Origin of the sequence: Streptomyces sp., from assembly GCF_031181555.1 — a bacterium.
Taxonomy (GTDB): domain Bacteria; phylum Actinomycetota; class Actinomycetes; order Streptomycetales; family Streptomycetaceae; genus Streptomyces; species Streptomyces fimbriatus.
In genome coordinates this window covers 49,160-74,211 of record NZ_JAPSKQ010000006.1, presented here as the reverse complement: position 1 = coordinate 74,211, position 25,052 = coordinate 49,160, and the positions used below count along the sequence as shown (strand labels likewise).

Below are 25,052 nucleotides of genomic sequence, written 5' to 3'. Positions count from 1 at the left end.
GGCCCGGGTCTCCCCGTGGTCAGCGCAGTTGGTCCTTCAGCACCTTGCCGGTGGCGGTGAGCGGCAGGCCGGTGCGGAACTCGACGTGGCGGGGCACCTTGAAGCCGGCCATGCGCTCCTTGGCCCACGCGATCAGTTCGGACTCCGTCACCTCACCGCGCCGCACCACGAACGCCTTGCCGACCTGCCCCATCCGCTCGTCGGGCACGCCCACGACGGCGACCTGGGCGACACCGGGGTGCTTCAGCAGGAAGCCCTCGATCTCGGCCGGGTAGGCGTTGAAGCCCCCCACGATGAACATGTCCTTCTTGCGGCCGATGATCCTCAGCCGGCCCTCCTCGTCCAGTTCCCCCAGGTCACCGGTGTGCAGCCAGCCGTCCGCGTCGATCGCCTCGGCGGTGGCCGCGGGGTCGTCGAGGTAGCCGCGCATCACGGAGTAACCGCGGACCAGGACCTCCTGGTCGTCGGCGACGCGTACCTCGAAGCCCTCACAGGGCTTGCCGACGGTCGTCGCGACGGCCTCGTACGGGTCGCCCGGGCGGGAGGCGGTGACGGTGCCGGCCTCGGTCAGGCCGTACCCGGTCATCAGATGGTCGAACGGTAGTTCCGTGGTGATCCGGCGCACCAGTTCCACGGGGATGTCGGCGGAGCCGGTCACCGCCACCCGCAGTGAGGACAGGTCCCGTGCGCCGTCGGCCTCCAGCAGGGAGTGGTAGAGGGTCGGGGGGCCCGGCAGGACGGTCACCCGTTCCCTCTCCACCAGCTCCAGTACGCGGTCGACGTCGAACACCGCGAGCGGGAGTGCGGTGGCGCCCCGGATCAGGGAGGCGATCAGCCCCGCCTTGTAGCCGAAGATGTGGAAGAACGGGTTGACCATCAGGTACCGGTCGCCCTGCCGGAGCTGGGCGAGGTCGCACCACTCCGCGTACAGCCGCAGCGTCTGCCCGTGGGTGGTCATCACCCCCTTGGGGCGGCCCGTCGTCCCGGAGGTGAAGACGATGTCGGCCAGGTCGTCCTCGCCGACCTCTCGCTCCAGGGGCTGCCCGGAGGCGAGGAATCCGTCCTTCTTCAGGTCGATGACGGGCACGCCGGGCGGTCCGGTGAACTCCCGGTCCAGGAAGCCGTCCTGGACCAGCAGTGCCTTGGCGCCGCTGCGTACGACGATGTCGTGCGCCTCCTCCTGGAGGAACCGGGTGTTCACCGGGACCAGCACGCCGCCCGCGGTCAGCAGCCCGAAGGCGGCGACGATCCACTCGGCCGAGTTGGGCGCCCACAGCGCGACCCGGTCCCCCGGGCCGACACCCGCCGAGGCGAACGCCCCCGCGGTGCGCCGGACCCGGTCGGCCAGCTCGCTGAAGGTCAGGCGCTGCTCGCCGTCGACCACGGCCTCGGCGTCGCCGAAGCGGTCGGCCGCGCTCCGTACCAGCTCGGGGATGCTGCGCCACTGCGCCGTCGTCGGTGTCATGCGTCGATCAACCGGGCCAGGTTGCCGCCCATCACCTTCGCCTTGTCCTCCTCGCTGAGCTTGGTGAGGTGGTCGACGTAGGTGACGGGGTCGGCCAGGCCCTCCGGGTGGGGGTAGTCCGAGCCGAACAGGACGCGCTCGATGCCGATGAGGTCGCCGAGCTGCGCCATGTCCTCCTCCCAGAAGGGGCTGATGTGGATGTTGCGACGGAAGACCTGGACCGGATCCTCCTGGAACTCGTGCGGCATCTTCTTGTGCACGTCGGCGAGCCGGCCGAGCACCGGTTCCACCCACGAGGCGCCGTTCTCGATGACCGCGATCTTCAGCTCGGGGAAGCGGGAGAGCGCCCCGTGGCAGATCAGGGAGGTGACCGCGTCCTCGATGGGCCGCCACTCGTGGACCTGGCGGAAGGCGTTGGGCTTGAACGGCAGGAACTCCCGCCGCTGGCCCTCCCAGTCATTGGCGTAGTTGGCGTAGCCCGAGTCGGAGGAGTGCAGGGCGACCAGGACGCCGGTCTCGACGACCCGCTTCCAGAACGGGTCGAACTCGGGCAGGGCGAAGGACCGGGTGCCGCCGTGGCCGGGCACGGGGGCGGGCCGGACCAGGATGGCCCTCGCTCCCCGCTCCACCACCCAGTTCAGCTCCTCGATCGCCTTCCCGACGATCGGGAGGGTGATGACGGGGACGGTGAAGATGCGGTCCTTGTAGGTGAAGCCCCAGGTCTCGTGCAGCCACTGGTTGAGGGAGTGGATGACCACGTGGATGAGCTCCGGGTCGTCCTTCATGCGCTCCTCGATGAGGCTCGCCAGCGTCGGGAACATCAAGCTGCGCTGCACGCCCAGCTGGTCCATCAGCTCCAGGCGCGGACCCGGCTCGCGGAAGGCGGGGATGGAGCGCATCGGCTCGCCGAAGATCTCCCGGCGGGTCTTGCCGTCCGGGTTGCCGACCTTGAAGTACTCCTCCATGGCACCGGGGCGGGCCACCACGTCGAAGGTGGGGTTCGGGATGTACTCGCTGATCTGTCCGCGTATCGCGATCTTGGTGCGGCCGCGGACGTTCACGTACTCGATGGCCCCGTCGTACTCCTTCGGGAGGTACTTGGTCAGCGCCTCCTGGGTCTCGTAGAGGTGGTTGTCCGCGTCGAAGAGCGGATACGCGAGCTCGCGAGACGGCATGAGATCCTCCTTCACAGGTTAAGAGAATCGTATTCTCACTCGGTAGGAGTGGCAATGCGGTTGCGGAGGGCGAACTTCTTCACCTTGCCGCTGGGAGTGCGCGGGAAGTCGTCCACGGCCTGGATCCGCTCGGGCCACTTCTGCCGGGCCAGGCCGGCCCGCTCGAGATGCAGCCGTAGTTCGGCCAGACCGGGGGTCTGCCATCCGTCACGCATGCGCAGCACGGCGGCGGCGCGCTCCCCGAACCGCGGATCGGGCACGCCGACCACGGCGACCTCGGCCACCCCGGGCAGGCCCAGCAGGATTTCCTCGACCTCCAGCGCGCTGATGTTCTCCCCGCCGCGGATGATGACGTCCGCCTTGCGGTCGGTGACGGAGAGCCAGCCGTCGGCGTCCAGGGAGCCGATGTCACCGGTGTGGTACCAGCCGTTGGCGTCGAAGGCGGCCCGGGTCAGTTCGGGATCGGTGTAGCCGAGGCACAGGTCGGGGCCGCGGGTGAGGATCTCGCCGTCCTCGGCGAGGCGCAGTTCGACTCCGGGCAGCGGGATGCCGTCGGTGTGCAGGCGCTTGCCGGCCGGGCCGTCGTACGGGGTGCAGGTGACGGAGGGGTGCTCGGTGGAGCCGTACGCGCGGAACACGCTGATGCCCAGGGACTCCAGCCGGGTGGTCACCGCCGAGGGCACGGCCGCGCCGCCGAGACCCGCGTACTTCAGACGGGCGATGTGGCCGGGGGTGCAGTCGGGGTGGTCGAGCAGGCTCGTCATGTAGTACGTCGCCCCTCCCCCGACGGTCAGCCCGTCGCCGCGCATGAGTGCGAGCGCCTGGGCGGGGTTCCAGGTGTCGCCCAGGTTGACGGGCGTCCCGTCCAGCACCGGGATCAGGAAGGCGTTCACCATGCCGATGAAGTGACCGACCGGTGCGACGGTGAACTGCCGCCCGCGGTCGGGCGGGTAGGAGGCGGCGAGTTGCCGCGTCTCGTAGCCGAGCGTCCGATGACTGTGGACCACGCCCTTCGGGTCGCGGGTGGTGCCGGAGGTGAAGGCGATCAGCGCCGGCGCGTTCGGATCGACCCGGATCGTGCCCGGCATCGGCTTCTCGGCGAGGAGCCCGTCGAAGTCGCGGCCCACCACGCCGACGACCGGGACCTGCTCGCACAGGTCCGGGCGGAACTCCTGCCGGCCGAAGCGCTCGGCCGCGAAGAACGCCTTGGGACGGGTGGCCCCGAGTATGTACGCGACCTCCTTCGGTCCGTAGAAGTGCACGACGGGGACCACCACGGCGCCGAGGAGAGCGGAGGCCCAGAACACGGCGGCGGCCTCCATCCAGTTGGGCAACTGCATGACCACCACGTCACCGGGCCCGACCCCCCGCCCCCGCAGCCCCGCGGCCAAGCGCCGGGCGACCAGCTCCACCTCGGCGAACGTCCCCTTCCACGGCCGGACGTCCGAGTGCACGCGGAACTCCACGCCTCCCGACTTCGCCAGACCACCCGTCAGCAGGTCCCCGAGGGTCTCGCGGGTCCACCAGCCAGCCTCCTCATAGCGGGCGACCAGTTCGGCCGGGACGGACCGCAGTGCAGCGGAGGGAAACATCGACATGCCGGAGGCACTCCTCTCACACGCAATGAGTGTTACGAGAATTGCACTCTCCCATGATGAGAAGGTAAGTTCCATACATGGCACGCGACCACGGCTTCCATCCGGTGCGGATCACCCGGATCACCGACGAGGCGCCGGATGTCCGCACCTTCACCCTCGACGCCCCTTTCCCCTACCGCGCCGGGCAGTTCCTGACGCTCCGGGTGTGCGGGACACTGCGCAGCTACTCGATGTCGAGCTCCCCCGACACCGACGCAGAGGTGTGCGTGACCGTCAAGCGCGTGCCCGGCGGGCTCGTCTCCCAGTGGATGCACCGGGAGCTGAAGGCAGGTGACACCCTGGACGTGTCCCGGCCCACCGGGTCCTTCTGCCTGCGCGAGGAGAGCAGCGGGCGCGCGCTCTCCGCCTTCGCCGGCGGCAGTGGGATCACGCCCGTGTTCTCGCTCATCAAGAGCGCGCTGGCCACCACCTCCCGGCCGGTGAGTCTGCTGACGGCCCATCAGAGCCGCGAGGACTCCATCTTCTCCGCGGATCTGGACGCGCTCGCCGTCCGGCACCCCGGCCGGTTCGACGTACGGCATCACCTCGACGACCGGGACGGACTGGTCACGGGAGACGAGATCCGCGCCGTGGTGGGTGAACGTCCACGGGACACCGACTTCTACGTGTGCGGACCGGCCCCGTTCATGGATCTGGTGGAGCGGACACTGGCCGCGGCGGGAGTGCTCCCCGAGCACGTCATCGTGGAGCGCTTCACGCCGGTGGCGGCCGAACCCTCCGCGCCAGCTCCGGCAGTGGCCGACGAACCCGCTCCCGAGCCGGGAACCGTTACGGTCGGCCTGCGCGGGCAGCGCCGTACCGTCCCGCAGCGACCGGGCGAGACCCTGCTGCAGACGGCCCGCCGAGCGGGGTTCGTCCCACCCTTTTCCTGTGAGTCCGGGGACTGCGCCACCTGCATGGCGCAGCTGACGTCGGGCGAGGCGAAAATGCGGGTGAACAACGCCCTCGACGCTGACGAGGTGACCGAGGGCTGGGTGCTCACCTGCCAAGCCGAGCCGACCTCCCCCGAGGTGACCGTGGTGTACGAAACCTGAACCGTTCCGTCCGACGACCGGAGGGCCGCACATGGTTGAGCTGGAGCTTCAGGACGGCCTAGCCGTCGTCACGATCGATCGCCCGCACGCCCGCAACGCACTCGACCTCGACACCATGGGCGAGTTGGAGAAGGCGCTGGACGCGGCCGAGGGAGCGTCGGCGCTCGTGGTGACGGGGGCCGGGGACAGGGCGTTCGTGTCCGGCGGGGACCTCAAGGAGCTGTCCCGGCTGCGCACGGAGTCGGAGGCGTCCGGGATGGCGCTGCGGATGCGGACGCTGTGCGACCGCATCTCCGCCTTTCCCGGCCCGGTACTGGCCGCGCTCAACGGGCACGCGCTGGGCGGCGGGGCGGAGGTCGCGGTCGCCGCGGACATCCGGGTGGCGGCGGACGACATCCGCATCGGTTTCAACCAGACCAGGCTGGCGATCGTGCCGGCGTGGGGCGGAGCCGAACGCCTGGCCCGGCTGGTGGGCCCGGGGCGGGCCCTGCTGCTGGCGGGCACCGGCCGCGTGCTGGACGCCGCCGAGGCGGAGCGCACGGGGCTGGTCGATCTGGTGCTGCCACGGGCGGAGTTCGACCGGGGCTGGCGGGAGATGGCGCGTTCCCTCGCCACACCCCAGGCACGCGAGATCAAGGACCTGACCACGCGCACCCGCTCGCCCGAGGAGGCCGCCGCGGCCTTCGCCCGGCTGTGGGTGGCGGAGGAACACTGGGAAGCAGCGGAGAAGGTGATGTCCCGTGGCAAGTGAAGTCCGTGTGGAAGAAGGCCTGTTCGGACCTGAAACGCGGCCGGAGGGCACGGCCGCCGAGCAGACCGTGCTGTACGTGCACGGCGATCCCCGGCTGGCGGGCACCCCTCAAGACGCGCTGCCGACCGCCCGGGAGCTGACGCGGCTCACCGGCCAGGCGGTCGTGTGCGCACGCTATCGCCCGCGCTTCCCCCAGGCGCTGGAGGACGTGTACGCCGCCTGGGAGTACTGCCACGACCGGGGACCGGTGGCGGTGGCCGGCAAGCGGCTCGGCGGCGCTCTGGCGGCCGGCCTGCTGCTGCGTCTGCGGGACGAGGGCGCACCGCTGCCCACCTGCGCGGTGCTGACGTCACCGGTGCTGGACTTCACCCTCGACGCGCCGAGCCTGCTCCTCAACGCGGCCGCCGACCGCACGGTGGACGCCGAGACCCTCCCTGTGCGGGCGGCGGCCTACGCGGGGTCCACCCCGCGCGACCATCCCTTGCTCAGCCCGCTCCACGGCAACCTGCACGGTCTGCCCCCGGTGCAGCTCCACGCGGCGGGCACGGAGGTGCTGCTCGACGACACCCTGTCGTTCGCCACCCGGGCCGCGCACTCCGGGGTCGCCGTGGACCTGCGCGTCTACGAGGACCTGTCGGCGCAGGGACTGCGGCAGCTGGGCGCCATGGCGGTGTTCCTCCAGACGTGGCACAGGTCGGCGTCGCTCAGTTCCTCGGACTTCTGAGACCACGGCGACGACGGCCGGCGGGGGCCCGCACGCCCCCGCCGGTCCTCACCTGTCCGCGAGGATGGACCCGGCCGTCCGCCAGGCCATCGCCATCACCGGCCCGTTGAGATTGCCCGCGACCATCACCGGCAGGACGGACGCGTCGACCACCCGGAGGTTGTCCACGCCGCGCACGCGCAGCTCCGGGTCGGTGACGTCCTCCGGTGCGGAGCCCATGGCGCAGGTGCCGATGGCGTGGAAGCCGCAGTAGCCCCCGTCGAGGGCCGACCGCACGATGTCCTCCTCGGAGTCGGAGGCGACCCCCGGGCCGGGGAAGGTCTCGCGCCGGATGCGGGAGGCGATGGGGTCGGTGGCGAAGTAGTCGCGCAGCCGCCGGAACAGGTCGGCGGTGACCCTCCGGTCGTGCTCCGTGGCGAAGTACCCGGGGTCGATGTCCAGGCCGGCGTCGGGGTCGGCCGAGGTGATGGTCAGCGAGCCCTCCGAGGTGGGACGCAGCACCATCGCGCACGCCGACACCCCCGGTTCCCGCTCCACCTCCGCGGGCTTGCCCGGTTTCAGCGCGCCCAGGGACCAGGGTGCCAGCAGCACCTCGGCGTCGGGGCGTTCGGCGTCCGGACGGGACTTGAGGAACGCCATCACGTCGTAGGCCGGCCGGGCCAGCGGGCCCTTACGGGTGAGCAGGTAGGCGGCGCCGGTGCGGGCCTGGGCGAGGGAGCCGGCCAGTTGCCGGTTGGCGCCGAGCGGGGCGTTGAGGCGGAACCGCAGCGCCAGACAACGGTGTTCGCGCAACCGTGCACCCACCAGCGGGCGGTCGAGGCGCACGTCCACGCCCGCGGCGCGCAACGCCTCGGCGGGGCCGATGCCCGACAGCTGGAGCAGCTTGGGCGTGGCCAGGCTGCCGAGGCTGAGGACCACCTCGCGCCGGGCGCGGATCTCCTCGCTCGTGCCGTCGGCCTTGCGCACGCGTACGCCGGTCGCCTTGTCCCCGTCGAACAGCACTCGCGTGACGGTGGTGTTCGCGGCAACGGCCAGATTCGGTCGGGAGCGCGCGGGGCGGAGGAAGGCGCGGGCGGCGCTGAAGCGCTGACCGGCCTTGATGGTGGCCATGGTGTAGCCGATCCGTTCGCCGTCGTGCTCGTTGACGTCGGGCACCGCCCGCAGTCCGAGCGACTCGCCCGTGGTGATGAGTTCGTCGCACAGCGGATCCGGGTCGCGGACGGTGGAGACGTGCAGGGGACCGCCGGTGCCCCGGGTGGGCGAAGCGCCCAGGGCGTTGTTCTCGATGGCGCGGAAGGCGGGCAGGAGCGAGTCCCAGCCCCACCCGGGATTGCCGAGCGCCTCCAGGCCGTCCCAGTCGGCGCGGGTGCCCCGGTTGTAGACCATGCCGTTGACGGAGCTCGAACCGCCGAGCACCTTGCCGCGCACCCACATGTCCGGGTTCCCGCCGGGCCGCATGGGCCGGGTGCGGTAGTGCCAGGAGTAGGACGGGTCGCCGAAGAGCTTTCCGACTCCCTTGGGGATCCGCAGGTAGGGGTGGCGGTCGACGCCGCCGGCCTCCACGAGCAGCACCCGGACGCCGGGGTCGCGCGAGAGCCGGTCGGCCAGCACGCAGCCCGCCGATCCGGCGCCCGCGATCACGTAGTCGTACATGTAGGAGACTCCTTCATCGCGGCTCGGGAGCGCCGCCGGGAGGACCGGGGCGGGTGCCGCGGGACCGCTCGCGTCGGGCAGTCGTGACACGAGTGGTCCGGTCGGCACCGGCGTGGTCCCGCGGATCCCTCACCGCCGTGGGACGGGGTCGCGGCCGGCGCGCGACCCCCGGCTCCCCGTGGCTCGGCCGGCCGGGTCGTGGGGTCAGGGCACCGGCGTGTCGTCGCGGTGCACCCGGCCGCCCTTCATGACGAACGACACCCGCTCGGTGACGGAGACGTCCGCGAGCGGGTCTCCGGGCACGGCGATGACGTCCGCGAGCAGGCCGGGTTCCAAGCGTCCCCGGTCGTCCGCGTCGATCAGATCGGCGGCGACCGTGGTCGCGGCGCGCAGGGCTTGGAGAGGCCGCATGCCCCGGTCCACCAGGGCGCGCAACTCCAGCGCTCCCCTGCCGTGCGGAACGGCCGGGGCGTCGGTGCCGAGGGCGACCTTGACGCCGCGCCGGATCGCGCGGGACGTGGACTCGCGGGCCCGCGGGAAGACGTCGGCCGCCTTGGCCCTGAGGGCGGGGTCGGCGTGCTCGGTGCTCATCCCCTCGGTCAGGTAAGTGGTGGCGACCAGGAAGGTGCCGCGCTCCGCCATCAGGTCCAGGGTGGCGTCGCTCGCCAGGAAGCCGTGCTCGATGCAGTCGATGCCGGCCTCGATCGCGGCCCGGATCGCCGAGTCGCCCATGCAGTGCGCGGCGACCTTCACGCCCGCCCGGTGCGCCTCGTCGACGATGGCGCGCAGCTCCTCGTCCGAGTACTGCTGGGCTCCCGCGGGCCCGGTGTGCGACATGACCCCGTTGGACGCGCACACCTTGATCACGCGTGCGCCGTACTTGATCTGGTACCGGACCGCCTTGCGCACCTCCGCCACACCGTTGGCGATGCCCTCCTCCACGGTGAGCGGCAGCACTCCGGGGGCGAACGCCTGGAACATGGTGGGGTCGAGGTGTCCGCCGGTCGGGGCGATGGCGTGCCCGGCCGGCACCACGCGCGGTCCTTCGACCCAGCCGAGGTCGATGGCCTTCTTCAGCGCGACGTCGAGGAGGACGCCCCCCGTCTGCACGAACAGGCCCAGGTTGCGCACGGTGGTGTACCCGCGCCGGAGGGTCCGGCGGGCGTTGGCCGCCGCGCGCAGGGTGCGCACGGCCGGGTCCTCCTGCACCGGGATCAGCGGGCTGCGGTGGTCGGGTCCGCCGAGGAAGAGGTTGACCTCCATGTCCATCAGGCCGGGCATCAGGGTGACGTCCCCGAGGTCCCGCACCACGGTGCCCTCGGGAAGCCTGTCCGGCCGGCCCACCTCGGTGATGTGCTCGCCGCTGACCAGCAGCCCGCCGGGTTCGACGAGTTCGCCCTTGTCGATGTCGAGCAGCCGCGCCGCCCGCAGCAGTACAGGAGGGCGCGGTGCCCTCTCCCCCGGCGCCATCACGCGACCGTTCCGATGCGCGGACCGGGCGAGGTGAACAGGGCGGTGAGGACATGGACCATGGCGGAATCTCCGTGTCTGCTCGCTGGACGGCACCGGACGCGGCGACCGACGCTCCGGACCGGCGTCGCTGCCGCACGTGGTGGCGCGTGGTGCCGTGCGCAGGGCACACGACACCGCGCGGTCGCCGGCCGGACCCCGTCCACTCCGCGCGGCCGGTCGACACGACGATAACAGCGATCTCTCATGTGGAGAATACTGTTGCCGCAGGCCGTGAGCGGCCATCGCTCCCGCCCGAGCCGTCAGCCGCCGTCGACGGGGAGCAGTCCCCCCAGAGTCCGTACCGCGGGCTCCATCGGGCCGAGCGACAGCCCCAGTTCCCCGGCCAGGCCCGCGACCACCGCGAGGTCCTTGCGGAGGAAGGCTCCGGCGCTGACGGCCAGCCCGCCCACTCCTCCCCGCGCGGCGGACACCATCGACGCGTTGCTCGACGCGCTGCCGTGCGACAGCGCGTCGAGCAGCACACCCTCCTCGACGCCGAGCCGCTCCCCGAGCCGCGCCGCCTGCGCGAGCAAACCCAACTGGGCAGCGAACACCGCATTGTTGAGCAGCTTCACGCTCTGTCCTGCACCGAGCCCGCCGACATGCAGAACCGGGTCGGCGTAGGCGTTCAGCGCGGGCAGCACCCGCTCCACCGCATGCCGCTCTCCCCCGGCGAAGACGGTCAGGCGGCCGGCCTCGACGTCGTGGGGGCCGCCGCTGACGGGCACGTCCACGACGTCGGCGCCCCGGTCGGCCAGCGCACGGACCGTACGCGGGTCACCGGTGGTGTGCACGGCGAGCACCGACCCGCCGGGGAGCGCCGGGAGCAACGCCCCGTCGAAGCACACCTCCCGCACCTGGGCGTCCGTGAGCACGCAGACGAACAAGGCGTCCACTCCGCGCACCGCGGAGGTGAGCGAGGCGACCGGCTCCGCCCCGTCGCGGGCGAGAGCCTCCCGCACCCCGGAGTCACGGGCGTACACGCGCACCCGGTGCCCGGCCCCGACGAGCCGCCGCACCATGGGACGGCCCATTCGCCCCGCGCCTACGAAACCCAGCTCCATAACGACCTCCGCCTTTCGCGCTCTCCGCGCACCAGCCTCTTTCGGAAATGCCATTCTCAGTTATCGTTAGCACAACTCTCACTTGTGGAGGTCGGCCTTGGCGATACGTCACGACCACTGGATCGACGGACGGCACACGCCCCCGGAGGGACGCGCCTGGCTGCCGACGCTGGATCCGGCCACCGGGAAGCCGGGTGACGAGATCGCCGCGGGAAGCCCGGCCGACGTGGCACGGGCGGTGGTGGCGGCCGAGAACGCCCGGCACGCCTGGGCCCACCGCTCACCGGCGGAGCGCGCCGCGGTGCTGCACCGCATCGCGGACGCCGTCGAGGCCGACGCGGAGACGCTCATGGAGCTGGAGCGGGCCTGCACGGGCAAGGTCCTGGCACAGCTGCGGCTGGAGGTGGAGACGTCCGCGGCGTACTTCCGCTACTACGCGGGCGTCGTGCGGGCGGCCGGCCAGGGGCAGGTGATCGAGCAGGGGGCCGGGGTCCACACCTACACGCGCTACGAGCCGTACGGCGTCGTCGGGGTGATCACTCCCTGGAACCTGCCGCTCAACCAGGCCTGCCGGGCGCTCGCCCCCGCGCTGGCGATGGGCAACGCGGTGGTGATCAAGCCCTCGGAGTTCACCTCCGTGTCGACCCTGCGGCTGGCCGGACTCGCCGCGGAGGCGGGACTGCCGGCCGGGGTGCTGAACGTGATCACCGGCACCGGCCCCGAGGCGGGCGAGGCGCTGGCCGCCCACCCGGGGATACGGAGGCTCGCTTTCACCGGATCCGTGGCCACCGGACGCTACCTGGCGGGAGTGGCGGGCGGTCGCCTGCTGCCGCTGACCCTGGAGCTGGGCGGGAAGTCACCGCTGGTGGTGTTCGCGGATGCCGACCTGGACGGTGCGGTCGCCGCGGCCGTGACGGCGCTGACGGCCAACTCCGGTCAGGTGTGCTCGGCCACCACGAGGCTGCTGGTGGAGGAGTCGGTCCACGACGAGGTGGTCGATCGGGTCGTCACGGCGGTTGCCGGACTGCGGCCCGGTGTGGACTTCGGGCCGCTCATCACCGAAGCGCAGTACCGGAAGGTGCTGGACCTCCTCGCGGACGCGCCGGTCCCGCCCGCCACCGGTGGCGGTCCGTACGAGGAGGGCTCAGCAGCACGCGGCCTGTACGTACGGCCCACGGTGTTCGCCCGGGTCGATCCGGACGCACCCGTCGCCCGCGAGGAGGTGTTCGGTCCCGTCCTCGTCACCGTGCCCTTCGAGGACGAGGACGGGGCTCTCGAGCTGGCCAACGACACCGAGTACGGGCTGGTGGCCGCGGTGTGGAGCGGAGACCTGGCACGCGGCCTGCGGCTCGCCGAGCGCATCGAGGCGGGGCAGGTCGCGGTGAACGGCGGGCCGTTGACCGTGGAGACGCCCTTCGGCGGCTACAAGCGCAGCGGTTACGGGCGGGAGAAGGGCCTTGCCGCCCTGCACGAGTACGCGCAGCTGAAGACCGTCAGCGCGACCTTGCGCTGACACCCGGGTCACGGCGCGGGCCGCGCGGGAGCGTGGCGACGGCACGACAGCGGCAGCGACGGCTTCGAAGGAGCGGTGGATGTACGACGAGAAGCAGCAAGAAGCGGCGCGGGCGATCCGCCGGGAGGTGATCGGCGACGACGGTGCGCGGACCGCGCTCGCGGCACCGGAGGGCTACCGGGACTACCTCACCGCGCTGGCGTGGGGCGTGTGGGCGCGCGGCGGTCCGCTGACCACGCGCGACCGCAGCCTGCTGGTCCTGGCGATGACGGCCGCGACGGGCCGCATGGGCGAGTTCCGGCTCCACCTGGGCGCCGCCGGCCGTGCCGGCGTCAGCGACGCCGAGGTGGACGAACTCCTCTTCCAGATCACCGCCTACTGCGGTGCACCGGCCGGGAGCGCCGCCCTGGCCGTGCTGCGTGAGGTGCGCGCCGCGCGGGAGTCGGCGTGAGCGGGCACGGGGCGGTCGGGCGCGGGGTGATCGGGCGCGGGGTGGTCGGGTTCGTGGGCCTGGGCAGCATGGGTGGTGTGCTGGCGGCGAACCTCGTGGCGGACGGATTCGAGGTGGTGGCCCACGACGCCGCCGGACCGGCCCGTACCCCGACAGGCGCCCGATGGGCGCCGGGTCCCGCGGACGTGGCACGTGCCGCGGACACCGTGGTGCTCAGCCTGCCGGACGGGACCGTCTGCGCGTCGGTGGTACGGGACCTGACGGGCGCCCGCAACAGTCGGGTCACGCACGTCGTGGACACCTCCACCGTCGGAGTCGTGGCCGCCCGCGAGCTGGCCGGGCTGGGGCCCTCGTACGTGGACGCGCCCGTGTCCGGTGGGGTGACGGGGGCCCGCAGGCGCAGTCTGATGGTCATGTACGCGGGGACGGACGAGGACTGCGCGCGGGTCGAACCCGTGCTGGCCGGGCTCAGCGACCGCCGGCGGCGGGTGGGCGACCGGCCCGGCCAGGCGCAGGCGCTCAAGCTCGCCAACAACTTCCTGTCCGCGACCGCTCTCGCGGCGACCAGCGAGGCCGTCGCCTTCGGACAGGCGGCGGGACTGGACATGGCCGTGATGCTGGAGGTCCTCAACGCCTCCAGCGGACGCAACGGGGCCACCGCGGAGAAGTTCCCCGACGAGGTGCTGACCGGCCGTTACGCCTCCGGGTTCAGCAACACGCTGATGGCCAAGGACGTGGGCCTGTACCTGCGGGAGACCGAGGACCTGGGCGGCGCGGCCGCGGTGGCCACGGTCACCCAGGCAGTGTGGGAGGCGTTCGCCGCCGCCGAGCCGGGTGCCGACTTCACCCGGGTCTACCCGTTCACGGCGGGAGCCTGAGAGGGGCCGTTCCCGCCCTCACCCCGGGTGTCCTCGTGCCCGGGCTCGTCATCCGTGAGACCCAACAGGACCGACAACGTCTCCCGCACGATCGTCGGGTAGTGGTCCGCGTCCGGCTCCGGGTCCATCAGCCACCACTGGTGGATGCCCTCCACAAGGGCGAGGATGGCGGTGGCGGCGGCCGACGCGCTCAGGCCGCTGGGCAGCCGCTCGCCGTAGCGCTCGGCCAGTCGGGCGGTGAGGTGGGCCTGGAGCGAGCGCAGACGGTCTCCCACGTAACCGCGGGCGGGCTCCCGGCCGGTGACCGCCTCGGCCATCACCACGCTGTACACGGTGGCGAACGAGGGGTGGCTCTGTTCGAAGGCGACGGCCGCCGCGAAGTCGGCGGGCAGGTCCTCGCCGACCGGATGGTCCGCCAGGTGCTCTCGGTTGAGCTGCTCGCGGAAGGACAGCATCTCCAGGAGCAGCCGCTTCTTGCTGGGGAAGTAGTGCAGCACTCCCTGCCGGGTCAGCCCGGCGCGCTCGGCCACCGCGTCGATGGAGGCGTTCTTGAAGCCGCGCTCGGCGAACACCTCCGAGGCCGCCTCCAGGATGTCCTGACGCCGCGCAGAACCCACCTCGTGCCCTTCCGCCGTTGGCCAGTGCCCGCACACAGTACGCACCCTCCGCCGGGCCGGGGCGAGGATTCGGACGTGACCGGCCCGGCCCCGGGCCTCACCGCCCCATGGCCTCCAGGGCGGAAAGGGCCGTTTCCCGCACTGGGCTCCGTCGTCCCTCGCCGTCGGCGACGGCGGTCTCGACGATGCTCGTGAACAGCCGCACGTCCTTCGCCAGCAGTCCGCCCGCGTGTGCAGTGATGCGCCGCAACGTGCCGCCCGCGTCGACGACCCGCTCCAGGGCGAAACTCGCCGCGCTGCCGCGCGGCAGGACCCGGCCCAGCCCTGCGGTGTCCAGCCCCAGCCGGCCCCCGAGTTCCAGGGCGTCCGCCGCGAGTCCCAGCTGAGCGGTGAACAGGACGTTGTTGAGGAGTTTCGCCACCTGCCCGGCACCGGTCGGACCGAGGTGGACGACGGGATCGCCGTACGTGGCGAACAGGGGACGGCAGAAGGCGAAGACCTGGGGATCGCCGCCCGCCATGACGAGCAGGGTGCCTCGTTCCGCGGCCCGCCCCCCGCCGCTCACCGGTGCGTCCAGCACGGAGACGCGCTGGAGGCGGGCGCGCTCCTCCAGCCGACGGCAGGTTTCGGGGTGGACGGTGGAGTGCACCACGAGCACACCCCCTGGGCGCATCCCGGCGAGGACACCGTCCCCTCCGGTGGTCAGCTGCTCGACGTCCGCGTCGTCGACGACACAGAGGCACACCACGTCGCTGACGGCGCCCAGTTCGGCCGGCGATCCCGCGGTCTTCGCCGCGGTGTCCGCGAAGGGGGCGAGCGTGGCGGAGCGGCGTGCCCACAGGGTCGTCCCGTACCCCGCCTCGACGATCCGCCGTGCCATCGGCGCACCCTGACTGCCCAGTCCGATGAAACCGACCCGCATGTCGCGTCGTCCTCTCATGTCGTCTCCCGTGGCCGCCAGAAGGCGGCGAGCAAGCCGCCCGTCGCCACCACCGCCACCGCGAGCACCAGGCCGGCACCCGCCCATCCGGTCACCGCGAGGTCCGCCGCCGTGTCGACGGCGTACTCCCCCGGCCCCCACGCACCGAGCGCCACCGCGAGCACGCCCAGCACCAGGACGTACTCGTAACCCTCCTTGAAGACGAAGAAGCCGTGCGGGCGGTGCGCGAGCAGTCCGGCGACCAGCATCACCGACAGGACGGCGGCACAGGCCAGCGAGGTGAACAGCCCCACGGCCAGCAGCGCGCCCGCACCGATCTCCGTCACCACGCTGAACCACGCCTGCAGGCGCGGGCGGCGCAGACCGAGGCCGGCGAACCAGTCCGCCGTGCCGGCGATGCCGCCCCCGCCGCGCCAGTGGTTCCAGCCGTGCGCCACCATCACCGCGCCCAGGGCGACCCGGACGAGCAGCAGGGCGGCGTCCGCGGGCTCACCCATCACCGCGCCCCCTCTCCGAGGGCAGCGCCGGCACGCCGAGGGCGCACTCCTCGACGAACGCCAGCACGTGCAGGTGGTAGGCGAGGGCGGTGCGGCTGACGCTGGTGTTGTGTCCCGCGCCCGCCTGCTCGTGCAGCACCAGACGGGGCGTTCCGGTGAACATCGAAGCCAGGTCGGCCAGTCCTTCCGGACCGTTCCTCCATACCCGCTCGTACTCGGCGAGCGTGATGTGGACGGGTACCGGCACACGTGCGGCGAGCCGTGCGAACTCCTCCTGCCAGCCCTCCCGACGGCCCTCGTACGACGGCGAGGCGGCGCCGATGACGCGTCCGCCGTAGACGTCAGCCGGGTAGGCGTGCGGCGGGTCCCACAACGCCCGGCGCAGGTCGGGCCGGGTGCGGGCCGGATCGCGCCGCCACTCCTCCATCGCGGCGAGCACCCTGGGGTGGTGGGTCCGGCCCATGCCGGCGAGTTCCACGCCGAGCAGACCGGCGCCGCGCGGGTCGCTCGCCATCCGGACGGTCAGCTCGCAGCCCGCCGAGTGGGCCCAGAGGAACACGCCGAGGCCTCCGTCCCGGTCCCGGAGGAACGTGTCGACGGCGGCGAACGCGAAGTCCGTGCGCTGTTCAGGTGCCTGGAGGCGTTCCTCGTGTCCGGCCGAGCTGCCGTAGCCGGGGCGATCGAGGGCGACGACGGTGAAGCCGGCCGTGGCGGCGGTGCGCAGCAGGGAAAGCCTTGGGTGGCCGGGGTGGTCGAAGTAGGTGGAGGTGGTGGCGCCGCCGTGCACGGCCACGATCACGGCGCGCGGGCGGGCCGCCTCGGCGACCAGTGCGGAGGCGGGGACACCGTGTACGTCCACCACCTCCCGGTGGACACCGATGGCGAGTTCGGGTTCGGTCGAGGTCATCCGTCCGTCCTGAGCAGGAGTACGCCGCTGGGGGTGAGCCCGCCGCTGGAGACCACGGCCGTCCGTGCGTCCGCCACCTGGCGGGCGCCCGCCTCGCCGCGCAGCTGGACGACGGCCTCGTGGAGCAGGCCCATGCCGTGGGTGCGGCCGTGGGAGAGCTGTCCGCCGTGCGGGTTGAGCGGGAGGACCCCGTCCCGGGCGATGTTCTTGCCGCCGTCCAGGAAGTCGCGGGCCTCGCCGATGCCGCAGAAGCCGAGCGCCTCGATCCAGGACAGGCAGTTGAAGGTGAAACCGTCGTACAGCAGCGCCACGTCCACGTCGGCGGGGCGCAGCTCGGTGCGGGTCCACAGGTGGGCGGCCTGGCCCAGCACCTGGGGTTCGTGGGTGAGCGTGGCCTGGTCCCACTCGGGGCGTTCCATGATCCGCGTCCCGACCGCCTCGATACGGATCGGGGCCTTCGGCAGGTCGGCGGCGGTCTCGGCGGCGGAGACGACGACGGCGGTGGCGGCGTCGCAGGGGACGTCGCAGTCGTAGAGGCCGAAGGGCGTGGTGATGGTGCGCGCCGACAGGTAGTCGTCCATGGTGAGCGGGTCGCGGTAGACGGCGTCCGGGTGCAGGGCGGCGCCGGCACGCTGGTTGAGGGCGATCCAACCGAGGGTCTCGCGGGTGGAACCGTAGCGGTGCATGTGCCGCTGGGCGTTCATCGCCAGCATCATCGCGGGTGAGACGGCGCCGAACGGCTTGAACCAGCCGTCGGCCGCTCCTCCCCGGGGAAGCCGGATCTTTCCCTGACGGACGAGTTCGGCGTGGGTCGCCTCCCACACGGTGCGGAAGCAGAGCACGTGGCGGGCGAGGCCGCCGGCCACCGCGAGCATGGCGGCGATCACGGAGCCGCCGGGGCCGAAGGTCTCCCCGGCTCCGTTGTGCCAGACGGGGCGGATGCCGAGCGCGGATTCCAGTGCGGTGACCCCGCCCTCGGCGAAGCCGCCGTAAGCGCCGCCGCCGGGGTAGGTGGACAGACCGTCGATGTCATCGAGGGTGAGTCCGGCGTCGGCGACGGCCTTCTCGCACGCCTCCACGGTGAGGTGGAGAGGCGGGGCCATGAGGCGGCGGCCGATGCGGGAGGCACCCGCGCCGCTGATGACGGCGCGGTCCTCGAACTTCCGGGTGACCGGCGTGCGGCGGAGGTGCTCACGCATGCGTTCGGGGGCCGGGTCGTCGGTCGGGAGGGGGGCCGGGTCCGGCTGGTCGGCGGCCGGCCGGAACAACGGCAGCCAGGTGTCGCCGGCCTGTTCGAAGACGACCTCCATGAGCATGCCGAGGCGCAGGTCCTCCGGCGCGCAGTCGACGACGTTGGTGGTCAGGCGGACCCGGGGGTCCTCCTCGACGGCGACCTGGGCGACGACGAACGGGGTGGGCAGGCCGGGGAAGGGGAAGCGGTGGTTGACGGTGAAGCCGATCAGGGTCGCCCGGCCGGAGACCTCCCGGATCGCGGTGCCGTGGCCGCGGCACTGGCGGCAGACCTGCTGCGGTGGGTGGACCAGGGCCGCGCAGGCGGTGCAGGAACGGAAGCGGAGCCGTCCGTCGCGGCCGGAGGTCCAGAAGAACTCGGTCTCCTGGTCCGGTTGCGGCCGCGGACGGACGGTCTCCTGGTGGGGCGTGGTCAACGGACCTTCGCCTCCGCCTTGCGTACCGTCACCGGCTCGGCCAGTCCCTGCTCGTCGCACGCCTGCTGGAGGGTCACCAGTGTCTCTTCCAGGCCGGGGCCGATGCGCGGGCCGGGCGTGAAGGTGGCGGGCAGGTGACGCATGCCCTGGATGACTCCGATGGTGTCGTAGTGAACGGTGCCGGCGGGGTCGCAGACGAAGTCGGGGATGCGGTCGAGGACCTGGAGCAGCATCCGTTTGAACACCGTGCGGGCCACGTTGGAGCCGATGCAGCGGTGGATGCCGAGACCGAAGGCGGTGTGCCGGTTACCGCCGCGCTCGAGGTCGACGCGGTCCGGGTCGGGGAAGACCGCCGGGTCACGGTTGGCCATCGCCCACGACAGCCAGATCCGGTCGCCCTCCTTGAACTCCTTGCCGGCGATCTCGCAGTCCTCCGCGACCGTCCGCGCGTCGCCGGGAGCCGGTGTGAAGTACCGCAGGAACTCCTCGGTGGCCGTATCGAGCAGGGTGTCGCGCTCCTGGCTGAGCCGGCTGCGCTCCCCGGGGTGCTGGGAGAGCCACTCCAGGGCGTGCGCGGTGAGCGCGGTGGTGGTGTCGAAGCCGCCACCGATGAGCAGGGCCATGGCACCGACCAGATCGGTGTCGGACGGGGCCTCGCCGTCGATCTCCAGGCGGACGAGGGCATCGGCGAGTCCCGGCCTCGGCCGGGCGCGGACCTCGTGGAGGGTGGTGGCGATGTCCTTGAGCATCGCCATGTGGGCCTCGGCCACCCGGGCCATGTCCGGGGAGTTCGGCGGGGTGTAGACACCAGCGTGGGCCGGCTCGTTGTACAGCTGCCACTTCTTCAGCGGGACGCCCATCATGGCCAGGGTGAAGACGGCCGGGACGATGTTGGCGAGGTCGTCGACGAAGTCGATCCGCCCGGACTCGATCTTCTCGTCGATGCAGGCGCGGGCCACCTCGTCGATGAACGGGATCCAGCGGGCGATGGCCGCCGGGGAGAGATAGGGGTTGAGGGCGTTGCGGTACGCGCGCTGCTCGGGTGGGTCCATCTCCAGGAAACCGCCGCGGAAGCCCTTGCCGCGGGTCGGCGCCGGAATGCTGATGCCCTGGTAGCCGCGGCGCTCGCCGTTCACGTCGTGGTCGTTGGAGAGCTTGTCCCCGGCGCGGGCGAAGGCGAGCAGTTCACGGTTGCCGGCGGCCACCCAGTGACCGCCGTAGGTGTCGGACCAGGCGAGCGGGCAGCCCGCGTGGAAGGCGCGGGTCTGCTCCTCGAACTGGTCGCGGTACTCGGGGGCGTGCCGGTCGAAGTGGACGCGGGGCTGCTTGCGGGTGTCGTCGTGCGGCTCGGATGCGGTCATGGGTGCCTTCTCCTCGTGTCGGCCGCGTTCCCCTCAGAAGACGCTGATCGCTCGCTCGGGGCAGGACCGGACGGCCTCCACCACCTGGTCCTGCTGGTCTTCGGGGACCTCCTCGGCGATCGGGGAGGAATGGCCGTCGATCTCGCTCAATTCGAATACTTTCGGGGCGCGCATGGCGCACAGGGTGTGTCCCTGGCAGCGCTCGGGGTCGACGCGTACCTTCACGTCACTCAGCTCCCGTTCACGGGTCGGGTCAGGTCAGGTCAGGTCAGGTCGGACATGGACTTGCCGACCGAGGCGAGGGTGGCAGGTTTTCCGTAGTCGCCCTTGTACTTGTAGACGGGTCCGTCACAGCGGAAGGCGCCCTGGTCGGGCTCGAAGTCCGCCGGCTGCCAGCCCTTGTCGGTGGCCTCCACGACCGAGAAGCACGTGCTCGGTTCCTTCGAGGTCAGGTCGAACGGGGCTTGCAGGCCGCCCGCCGTCCAGTCGGTGTTCTTCCGCGCGTTCTCGTACACGCAGGCACGGGTGAGAGTGATGCAGTCGCGGGCGGAGGTGGCGAACAACAGCCAGGAGGAGAAGGCGCGCAGCGCGGGGTAGGTGACCTCCTTGCCGGGCTCGTACTTCTCGAACAGGTCGATGACCTGCTGGGTGGCGGGATTGTCGGCCGCGCTCTCCAGCGGTGCCGTGGCGAACAGCTCGGCGTAGTTGTGCTGCTTGGCCAGGGCCGTACCCGCCAGCTTCGGGAAGGCGGGGCCGTAGGCGTTGGAGTTGGCGTCGATCCAGTCGGGCGCGTAGTCGATGCCGGTGAGGGCCTGCTCCAGTTTGGCGAGGCTGGCGAAGTCGCCGAGGAAGACCAGGCCCCTGACGCCTTCCTTCTTGATCGCCTGGGCGTACGGCGTCCAGTCGGAGACGCCGGACGCCGGGTACAGGTCGGTGTAGGAGACCTTGCCTCCGAGGCCGGTCACCGCCTCCTCGAACTGGGCCGACATCACCTTGGTGACGGGTGAGTCACCCGCGATGACGCCGACCTCCTGTGCGGAGTCGGGGTACTTCTCCTTCAACAGCCAGCTGTAGTAGCCGGGGTACTGGAAGTACCCGGCGCTCGGCTGCGCGGCGATCACCTGGAGGTCGGAGCCGATGGCCCCGATCTGGCTGGACTGCGCGGGGAAGTTGGGCAGCAGGCACGTCAGCCGATCCTTGACACCCAGGCTGTCCAGGGCGGCTCCGCCACCGACCAGCGCGAAGTCCTCCTTGCACGCTTCCAGGGTCCGCTGGCGGACCTCCGTGAACCGGGTGTCCCGGGTGACCGGTTCGATCTCGCGGCCGTTGATGCCCCCCGCATCGTTGCACCAGGAGGTGAACACCTTCGCCGCGTCGACGAACTCGGACTTCTTGGTGAACCCGACGTCGGAGAGCACACCGACCTGGATCTTGTCGTCGCTGACGCCCTGCACGGACGACTTCCCGGCGGTGCCGGGGCCGCACACGTCCTTCAGGGTGCCGAAGTCGGACGACGCGGTCTGCGTCTCCCGCGCGGAGGGACTGTTCCGCTGCGCGGAGTCGGTGTCGTCGTCGGACCGGGTGGAGCAGCCGACGGCCAGCAGCACCGCGAGAGCGGTGACACCGCCTGTGAGCAGCCTGCGCATGGTGCCTCCTCGGACAGCCCGGACGCCGTCGTCCGGGGGAGGTGACGGGAAGAGAGGGTCAGGTGACCGCTCCGCTCGCCTTGAGGGCGAGGATGCGGTCCCAGTCGTAGCCGAGCTCGGTGAGGATCTCCTCCGTCTGCGCGGCGAACTCCGGAGCCGGGCCGAGGGTCGTGTCCTCGACGTCGAACTGGACCGGGCTGGCGACGAGTTCGAGGTCGCCGGCCTGCCCGATGTAGCCGTTGGCGCGTACCTGGGCGTCGGTGGTGGCCTGGAGGGTGTCCTGGACGGGAGCCCAGGGGCCGTCGAGCGCGGCGAACCGCTCGGACCACTCGGCGAGCGGCCGGGTGGCGATCACCTCGCGTAGGATCTTCACCGCGTCGCCGGTGTGCGCCGCGATGGACTCGGTGGTGGCGAACCGGGGGTCGTCCGCGAGGTCGGGGCGGCCCAGGCAGTGGCACACGTTGGCCCAGGACCTCGCCGGCTGGAGCATGACGAAGGAGACGTACCGGTCGTCGGCGGTGCGGTACAGCCCGGAGAGCGGGTTGGTGGGTGAGCCGTGGGTGCTGGGTGTGACGCCCTCCCACGCACGGCCCAGGTGCAGGGACAGGCCGATGGAGTGGCCGAGCGCCCACAGGCCGCTGCCGAGCAGGGAGACGTCGACCACGGAGGGCTCGCCCGTGCGTTCGCGGCGCAGCAGCGCGGCCGCGATGCCGCCGGCCAGGTTGGTGCCGGAGACGGTGTCGCCGTAGGCCGGTCCGGGCGGCGCGATCATGCCGTCCGTGCCGGGCGGGGTGATGCTCGCCGCTGTGCCGGCGCGGGCCCAGAAGGCGGTCATGTCGTAGCCGCCCCGGTCCGCCTCGGCTCCGCGGGGGCCGAGCGCGCTGCCGCGGGCGTAGACGATCCGCGGGTTGACGGCGCGGATGTCGTCGACGTCGATGCCGAGCCGGGCGCGGGAGGCGGGCAGGAAACTGGTGAGAAAGACGTCCGCGTCCTTGGCGAGTTCGTACAGCACCTCGCGGCCCTCGGCCCTGGCCATGTCCAGGCCGATGGAGCGCTTGCCGCGGTTGGCGTGGGCGACGTTGGGATTGGGGTCGCCCTCCACCTTGAACGTACCGGTCTGGCGCAGCCCGCGCTGCGGGTCCCCGGTGACCGCGTGCTCGACCTTGACCACGTCGGCCCCCCAGTCCGCGAGGACGGCGCCGGCCGAGGGCACGAAGCCGTACATCGCGACTTCCAGGACGCGGATCCCCTCCAGCGGCTTCATACCTGCTCCTGCGGTACGACGATGCGGGCGAACGCCTTCTCCTCCAGGAACTCCTCGAACCCGGACCGGCCGCTCTCCCGGCCGATGCCGGACTGCTTGTAGCCGCCGAAGGGCACGTCGGGTGCGAAGTAGTTGCCGCCGTTGATGGAGAAGGTGCCGGTGCGGATGCGCCGGGCGATCCGGATCGCGCGTTCCTCGTCGGCGCTGTGCACCGCTCCGGACAGGCCGTACCGGGAGTTGTTGGCGATGCGGACGGCGTCGTCCTCGTCGTCGTAGGGGATGACGGCCAGGACGGGGCCGAAGACCTCCTCCTGGGCGATCTCGCTCTCCGGGTCCACCTCCGCCAGGAGGGTCGGCGCGTAGAAGAAGCCGGGGTCGATGGGCTTGCCGCCGCGGACGAGGACGGCTCCGTCGTCGACGGCCCGGCGCACCATGCTGTTGACCTTGTCCCGCTGCTGCTCGCTGATGAGCGGCCCCATGTTCACCTGCGGATCGGTGGGGTCGCCGACCCGGACGCGGTCCAGCCCGGCCGCGACCATCTGCACGATCTCGTCGTGCCGGGCACGCGGTACGAGGAGGCGGGAGGTGAGGGCGCAGCCCTGGCCCGAGTGGGAGCAGATGGTGAAGGCGGCGAACATGGCGGCCTTGGTGACGTCGGCGTCGTCCAGGACGATCATGGCCGACTTGCCGCCGAGCTCGAGGAAGACGCGCTTCACCGATCCGGACGCGGCGGCCATGATGCGCCGTCCCGTGGCGGTGGCCCCCGTGAAGGTAACCACGTCGACAGCGCGGTGGGTGGTGAGCACCTCGCCGACCTCGGGGGTCGAGGAGCTGAGGACGTTGACGACGCCGGGCGGGATGTCGGTGTGCTCGGCGATCAGTTCGCCGAGGGCGAGGGTGGTGAGCGGGGTCTGCGGGGCACCCTTGAGGACGACGGTGCAGCCCGCGGCGAGCGCGGGGGCCAGTTTGGCCAGGGCGAGCTGGTTGGGGAAGTTGTACGGCAGGATCGCGGCGACGACACCGGCCGCCTCCTTCTCCACCCAGCGGTGGTGGCGCTGGCCGCGGGACTCGACCTCGCCCAGGTCCTCGGTGAACTCGTAGCTCTCCAGCAGGTCGGCGTAGTACTTCACGATGCCGATCGGCTCGTCGAGCTGCGGGCCGTGGGTGAGCTGGCGGGGCGCGCCGGCCTCGGCGATGGTCAGCTCGCGCAGTTCCTCGCGGTGCTCGTCGAGGACCTGGTGCAGCTGGCGCAGGCAGCGCAGCCGCAGGTCACGGTCGGTGGGCCAGCCGGTGGTGTCGAAGGCGCGGCGGGCGGCGGCGACGGCCGCCTCGGCGTCCGCCCGGGTCGCGTCGGGTGCATACCCGACCAGCTCTCCGGTGGCGGGGTTGTGGGAGGCGAAGGCCGCACCGGCGGTGACGAGCTTGCCGTCGATCAGCTGGGACCTGGTGAATTCGGTGTTCACAGCCGCACCACCGATCCGCCGTCGACCGCGATGACCTGGCCGGTCACCCAGCTCGCCGCGTCGGACAGCAGGAACAGGAGCAGCCCCGCCGGATCCGCCGGCTGCCCCATGCGCTTGAGTGCGAGGGACCGCACCAGCGCCTCGCGGACCTGCTCCGGGATGATGTCGCGGGAGCCCTCCGTGTCCGTCGGGCCGGGCGCGATCGCGTTGACTCGGATGCCCCGGTCGCCGAGTTCGGCGGCGAGGGACGCGGTGAGGTGGTTGATGCCGGCCTTGGCGAGACCGTAGAAACCGGTGGCCTGCCAGGCCGCTGTGGACGACTGGTTGACGATGGCCGAACCCTCCTTCAGATGCGGTAGGACGGCGCGGGTCGTGTGCAGTGCGCCGAGCAGATTCACCTTGAGGAACCGGTCGAGGTAGTCGTAGTCCACGCTCGTCAGGCCCTCGCGGCGCATGCCCTGGAAGATCGCGGCGTTGTTGACGAGGTGGTCGATGCGGCCGAACTCGCGGATCACCGTGTCGGCGAGCGCCTCGGCGGACGCCGGATCGCCGACGTCGGTCCGCACGAAGAGCGCGTCGCCGATCTCCTTCGCGACACGCTGCCCCTGTTCCTCGTTCAGCTCGGCGACCACGACCCGTGCGCCCTCGGCAGCCAGTGCCTTCGCGTAGCCCTCGCCGATTCCTTGGCCGGCTCCGGTGACGATCGCCACCTTGCCCCTGAACCGCATCCCAGCCTCCCTGGTCGGTTGGTCGGAAACTACATTCTCCATTTCAGCGAATCAAGCATTCAGACAAGGGAACGTGACACTCGG

23 protein-coding genes are annotated in these 25,052 nt (G+C 71.8%); 6 read left to right on the top strand and 17 right to left on the bottom strand.

Annotation, left to right across the window (positions count from 1 at the left end):
* Positions 1-19: 19 nt before the first annotated feature.
* The 3 genes from RIM90_RS02715 to RIM90_RS02705 are packed head-to-tail and all read right to left on the bottom strand — an operon-like array spanning position 20 to position 4,238.
* A complete protein-coding gene (locus tag RIM90_RS02715; RefSeq protein ID WP_309058878.1) occupies positions 20-1,465 on the bottom strand; it encodes a FadD3 family acyl-CoA ligase in 1,446 nt (481 codons plus the stop codon).
* Positions 1,462-2,640, bottom strand: coding sequence for an amidohydrolase family protein (locus RIM90_RS02710; protein WP_309058877.1), 1,179 nt, complete (start codon positions 2,638-2,640; stop codon positions 1,462-1,464). Before RIM90_RS02710 ends, RIM90_RS02715 begins: the two co-directional genes overlap by 4 nt.
* A 35-nt stretch (positions 2,641-2,675) precedes the next feature.
* The gene (locus tag RIM90_RS02705) at positions 2,676-4,238 is read right to left on the bottom strand and encodes an AMP-binding protein (RefSeq protein WP_309058876.1); all 1,563 of its coding nucleotides are present in this window, start codon (positions 4,236-4,238) and stop codon (positions 2,676-2,678) included.
* Positions 4,239-4,315: 77 nt separating this feature from the next.
* Here RIM90_RS02705 and RIM90_RS02700 point away from each other — a divergent pair, with 77 nt between their 5' ends.
* The 3 genes from RIM90_RS02700 to RIM90_RS02690 are packed head-to-tail and all read left to right on the top strand — an operon-like array spanning position 4,316 to position 6,807.
* Complete coding sequence (locus tag RIM90_RS02700) at positions 4,316-5,332, top strand: ferredoxin--NADP reductase (protein ID WP_309058875.1); 1,017 nt, start codon at positions 4,316-4,318, stop codon at positions 5,330-5,332.
* Between the two features lie 31 nt (positions 5,333-5,363).
* Positions 5,364-6,083: an enoyl-CoA hydratase/isomerase family protein gene (locus tag RIM90_RS02695; RefSeq protein WP_309058874.1), complete on the top strand. Its 720-nt coding sequence runs from the start codon at positions 5,364-5,366 to the stop codon at positions 6,081-6,083.
* Positions 6,073-6,807, top strand: coding sequence for an alpha/beta hydrolase fold domain-containing protein (locus tag RIM90_RS02690; protein ID WP_309058873.1), 735 nt, complete (start codon positions 6,073-6,075; stop codon positions 6,805-6,807). Before RIM90_RS02695 ends, RIM90_RS02690 begins: the two co-directional genes overlap by 11 nt.
* Positions 6,808-6,855: 48 nt before the next feature.
* Here RIM90_RS02690 and RIM90_RS02685 read toward each other — a convergent pair whose 3' ends face one another.
* The 3 genes from RIM90_RS02685 to RIM90_RS02675 all read right to left on the bottom strand — a co-directional run bounded on the left by RIM90_RS02685 (position 6,856) and on the right by RIM90_RS02675 (position 11,036).
* The gene (locus tag RIM90_RS02685; RefSeq protein WP_309058872.1) at positions 6,856-8,460 is read right to left on the bottom strand and encodes a GMC family oxidoreductase N-terminal domain-containing protein; all 1,605 of its coding nucleotides are present in this window, start codon (positions 8,458-8,460) and stop codon (positions 6,856-6,858) included.
* A 204-nt stretch (positions 8,461-8,664) separates the two neighbouring features.
* Positions 8,665-9,930 (bottom strand): amidohydrolase family protein, encoded by a 1,266-nt coding sequence (locus RIM90_RS02680; RefSeq protein WP_309058871.1) that lies wholly within the window; start codon positions 9,928-9,930, stop codon positions 8,665-8,667.
* Between the two features lie 302 nt (positions 9,931-10,232).
* Positions 10,233-11,036: an NAD(P)-dependent oxidoreductase gene (locus RIM90_RS02675; protein WP_309058870.1), complete on the bottom strand. Its 804-nt coding sequence runs from the start codon at positions 11,034-11,036 to the stop codon at positions 10,233-10,235.
* A 97-nt stretch (positions 11,037-11,133) separates the two neighbouring features.
* Between RIM90_RS02675 and RIM90_RS02670 the strand changes: the two genes are divergently transcribed.
* The 3 genes from RIM90_RS02670 to RIM90_RS02660 all read left to right on the top strand — a co-directional run bounded on the left by RIM90_RS02670 (position 11,134) and on the right by RIM90_RS02660 (position 13,878).
* Entirely contained in the window at positions 11,134-12,549 is a 1,416-nt protein-coding gene (locus RIM90_RS02670) for an aldehyde dehydrogenase family protein (RefSeq protein WP_309058869.1), read from the top strand.
* A 79-nt stretch (positions 12,550-12,628) separates the two neighbouring features.
* On the top strand, positions 12,629-13,000 hold the full coding sequence (locus RIM90_RS02665) for a carboxymuconolactone decarboxylase family protein (RefSeq protein WP_309058868.1): 372 nt from the start codon (positions 12,629-12,631) through the stop codon (positions 12,998-13,000).
* Positions 12,997-13,878 carry an NAD(P)-dependent oxidoreductase gene (locus RIM90_RS02660; protein ID WP_309058867.1) on the top strand — a complete coding sequence of 294 codons (882 nt, stop codon included), beginning with the start codon at positions 12,997-12,999 and terminating at the stop codon, positions 13,876-13,878. The genes RIM90_RS02665 and RIM90_RS02660 overlap by 4 nt, the downstream gene beginning before the upstream one ends.
* On the opposite strand, the gene RIM90_RS02655 is transcribed toward RIM90_RS02660, so the two are convergent.
* From RIM90_RS02655 to RIM90_RS02605, 11 genes are all read right to left on the bottom strand, one after another.
* Complete coding sequence (locus RIM90_RS02655; protein WP_309058866.1) at positions 13,854-14,495, bottom strand: TetR/AcrR family transcriptional regulator; 642 nt, start codon at positions 14,493-14,495, stop codon at positions 13,854-13,856. The genes RIM90_RS02660 and RIM90_RS02655 overlap by 25 nt on opposite strands.
* Positions 14,496-14,592: 97 nt before the next feature.
* Entirely contained in the window at positions 14,593-15,435 is an 843-nt protein-coding gene (locus RIM90_RS02650; RefSeq protein WP_309058865.1) for an NAD(P)-binding domain-containing protein, read from the bottom strand.
* Positions 15,432-15,932 (bottom strand): DoxX family protein, encoded by a 501-nt coding sequence (locus RIM90_RS02645; protein ID WP_309058864.1) that lies wholly within the window; start codon positions 15,930-15,932, stop codon positions 15,432-15,434. Before RIM90_RS02645 ends, RIM90_RS02650 begins: the two co-directional genes overlap by 4 nt.
* Positions 15,925-16,839 carry an alpha/beta fold hydrolase gene (locus RIM90_RS02640; protein ID WP_309058863.1) on the bottom strand — a complete coding sequence of 305 codons (915 nt, stop codon included), beginning with the start codon at positions 16,837-16,839 and terminating at the stop codon, positions 15,925-15,927. The genes RIM90_RS02645 and RIM90_RS02640 overlap by 8 nt, the downstream gene beginning before the upstream one ends.
* Positions 16,836-18,506 (bottom strand): OB-fold domain-containing protein, encoded by a 1,671-nt coding sequence (locus tag RIM90_RS02635; RefSeq protein ID WP_309058862.1) that lies wholly within the window; start codon positions 18,504-18,506, stop codon positions 16,836-16,838. Before RIM90_RS02635 ends, RIM90_RS02640 begins: the two co-directional genes overlap by 4 nt.
* Positions 18,503-19,867: a cytochrome P450 gene (locus tag RIM90_RS02630; RefSeq protein WP_309058861.1), complete on the bottom strand. Its 1,365-nt coding sequence runs from the start codon at positions 19,865-19,867 to the stop codon at positions 18,503-18,505. Before RIM90_RS02630 ends, RIM90_RS02635 begins: the two co-directional genes overlap by 4 nt.
* Before the next feature lie 33 nt (positions 19,868-19,900).
* Positions 19,901-20,092, bottom strand: coding sequence for a ferredoxin (locus RIM90_RS02625; protein ID WP_309058860.1), 192 nt, complete (start codon positions 20,090-20,092; stop codon positions 19,901-19,903).
* Between the two features lie 38 nt (positions 20,093-20,130).
* A complete protein-coding gene (locus RIM90_RS02620) occupies positions 20,131-21,513 on the bottom strand; it encodes an ABC transporter substrate-binding protein (RefSeq protein WP_309058859.1) in 1,383 nt (460 codons plus the stop codon).
* 58 nt (positions 21,514-21,571) lie between these two features.
* On the bottom strand, positions 21,572-22,777 hold the full coding sequence (locus RIM90_RS02615) for a CoA transferase (protein ID WP_309058858.1): 1,206 nt from the start codon (positions 22,775-22,777) through the stop codon (positions 21,572-21,574).
* Positions 22,774-24,240: an aldehyde dehydrogenase family protein gene (locus RIM90_RS02610; RefSeq protein ID WP_309058857.1), complete on the bottom strand. Its 1,467-nt coding sequence runs from the start codon at positions 24,238-24,240 to the stop codon at positions 22,774-22,776. Before RIM90_RS02610 ends, RIM90_RS02615 begins: the two co-directional genes overlap by 4 nt.
* On the bottom strand, positions 24,237-24,968 hold the full coding sequence (locus RIM90_RS02605; protein ID WP_309058856.1) for an SDR family oxidoreductase: 732 nt from the start codon (positions 24,966-24,968) through the stop codon (positions 24,237-24,239). The genes RIM90_RS02610 and RIM90_RS02605 overlap by 4 nt, the downstream gene beginning before the upstream one ends.
* Positions 24,969-25,052 lie beyond the last annotated feature (84 nt).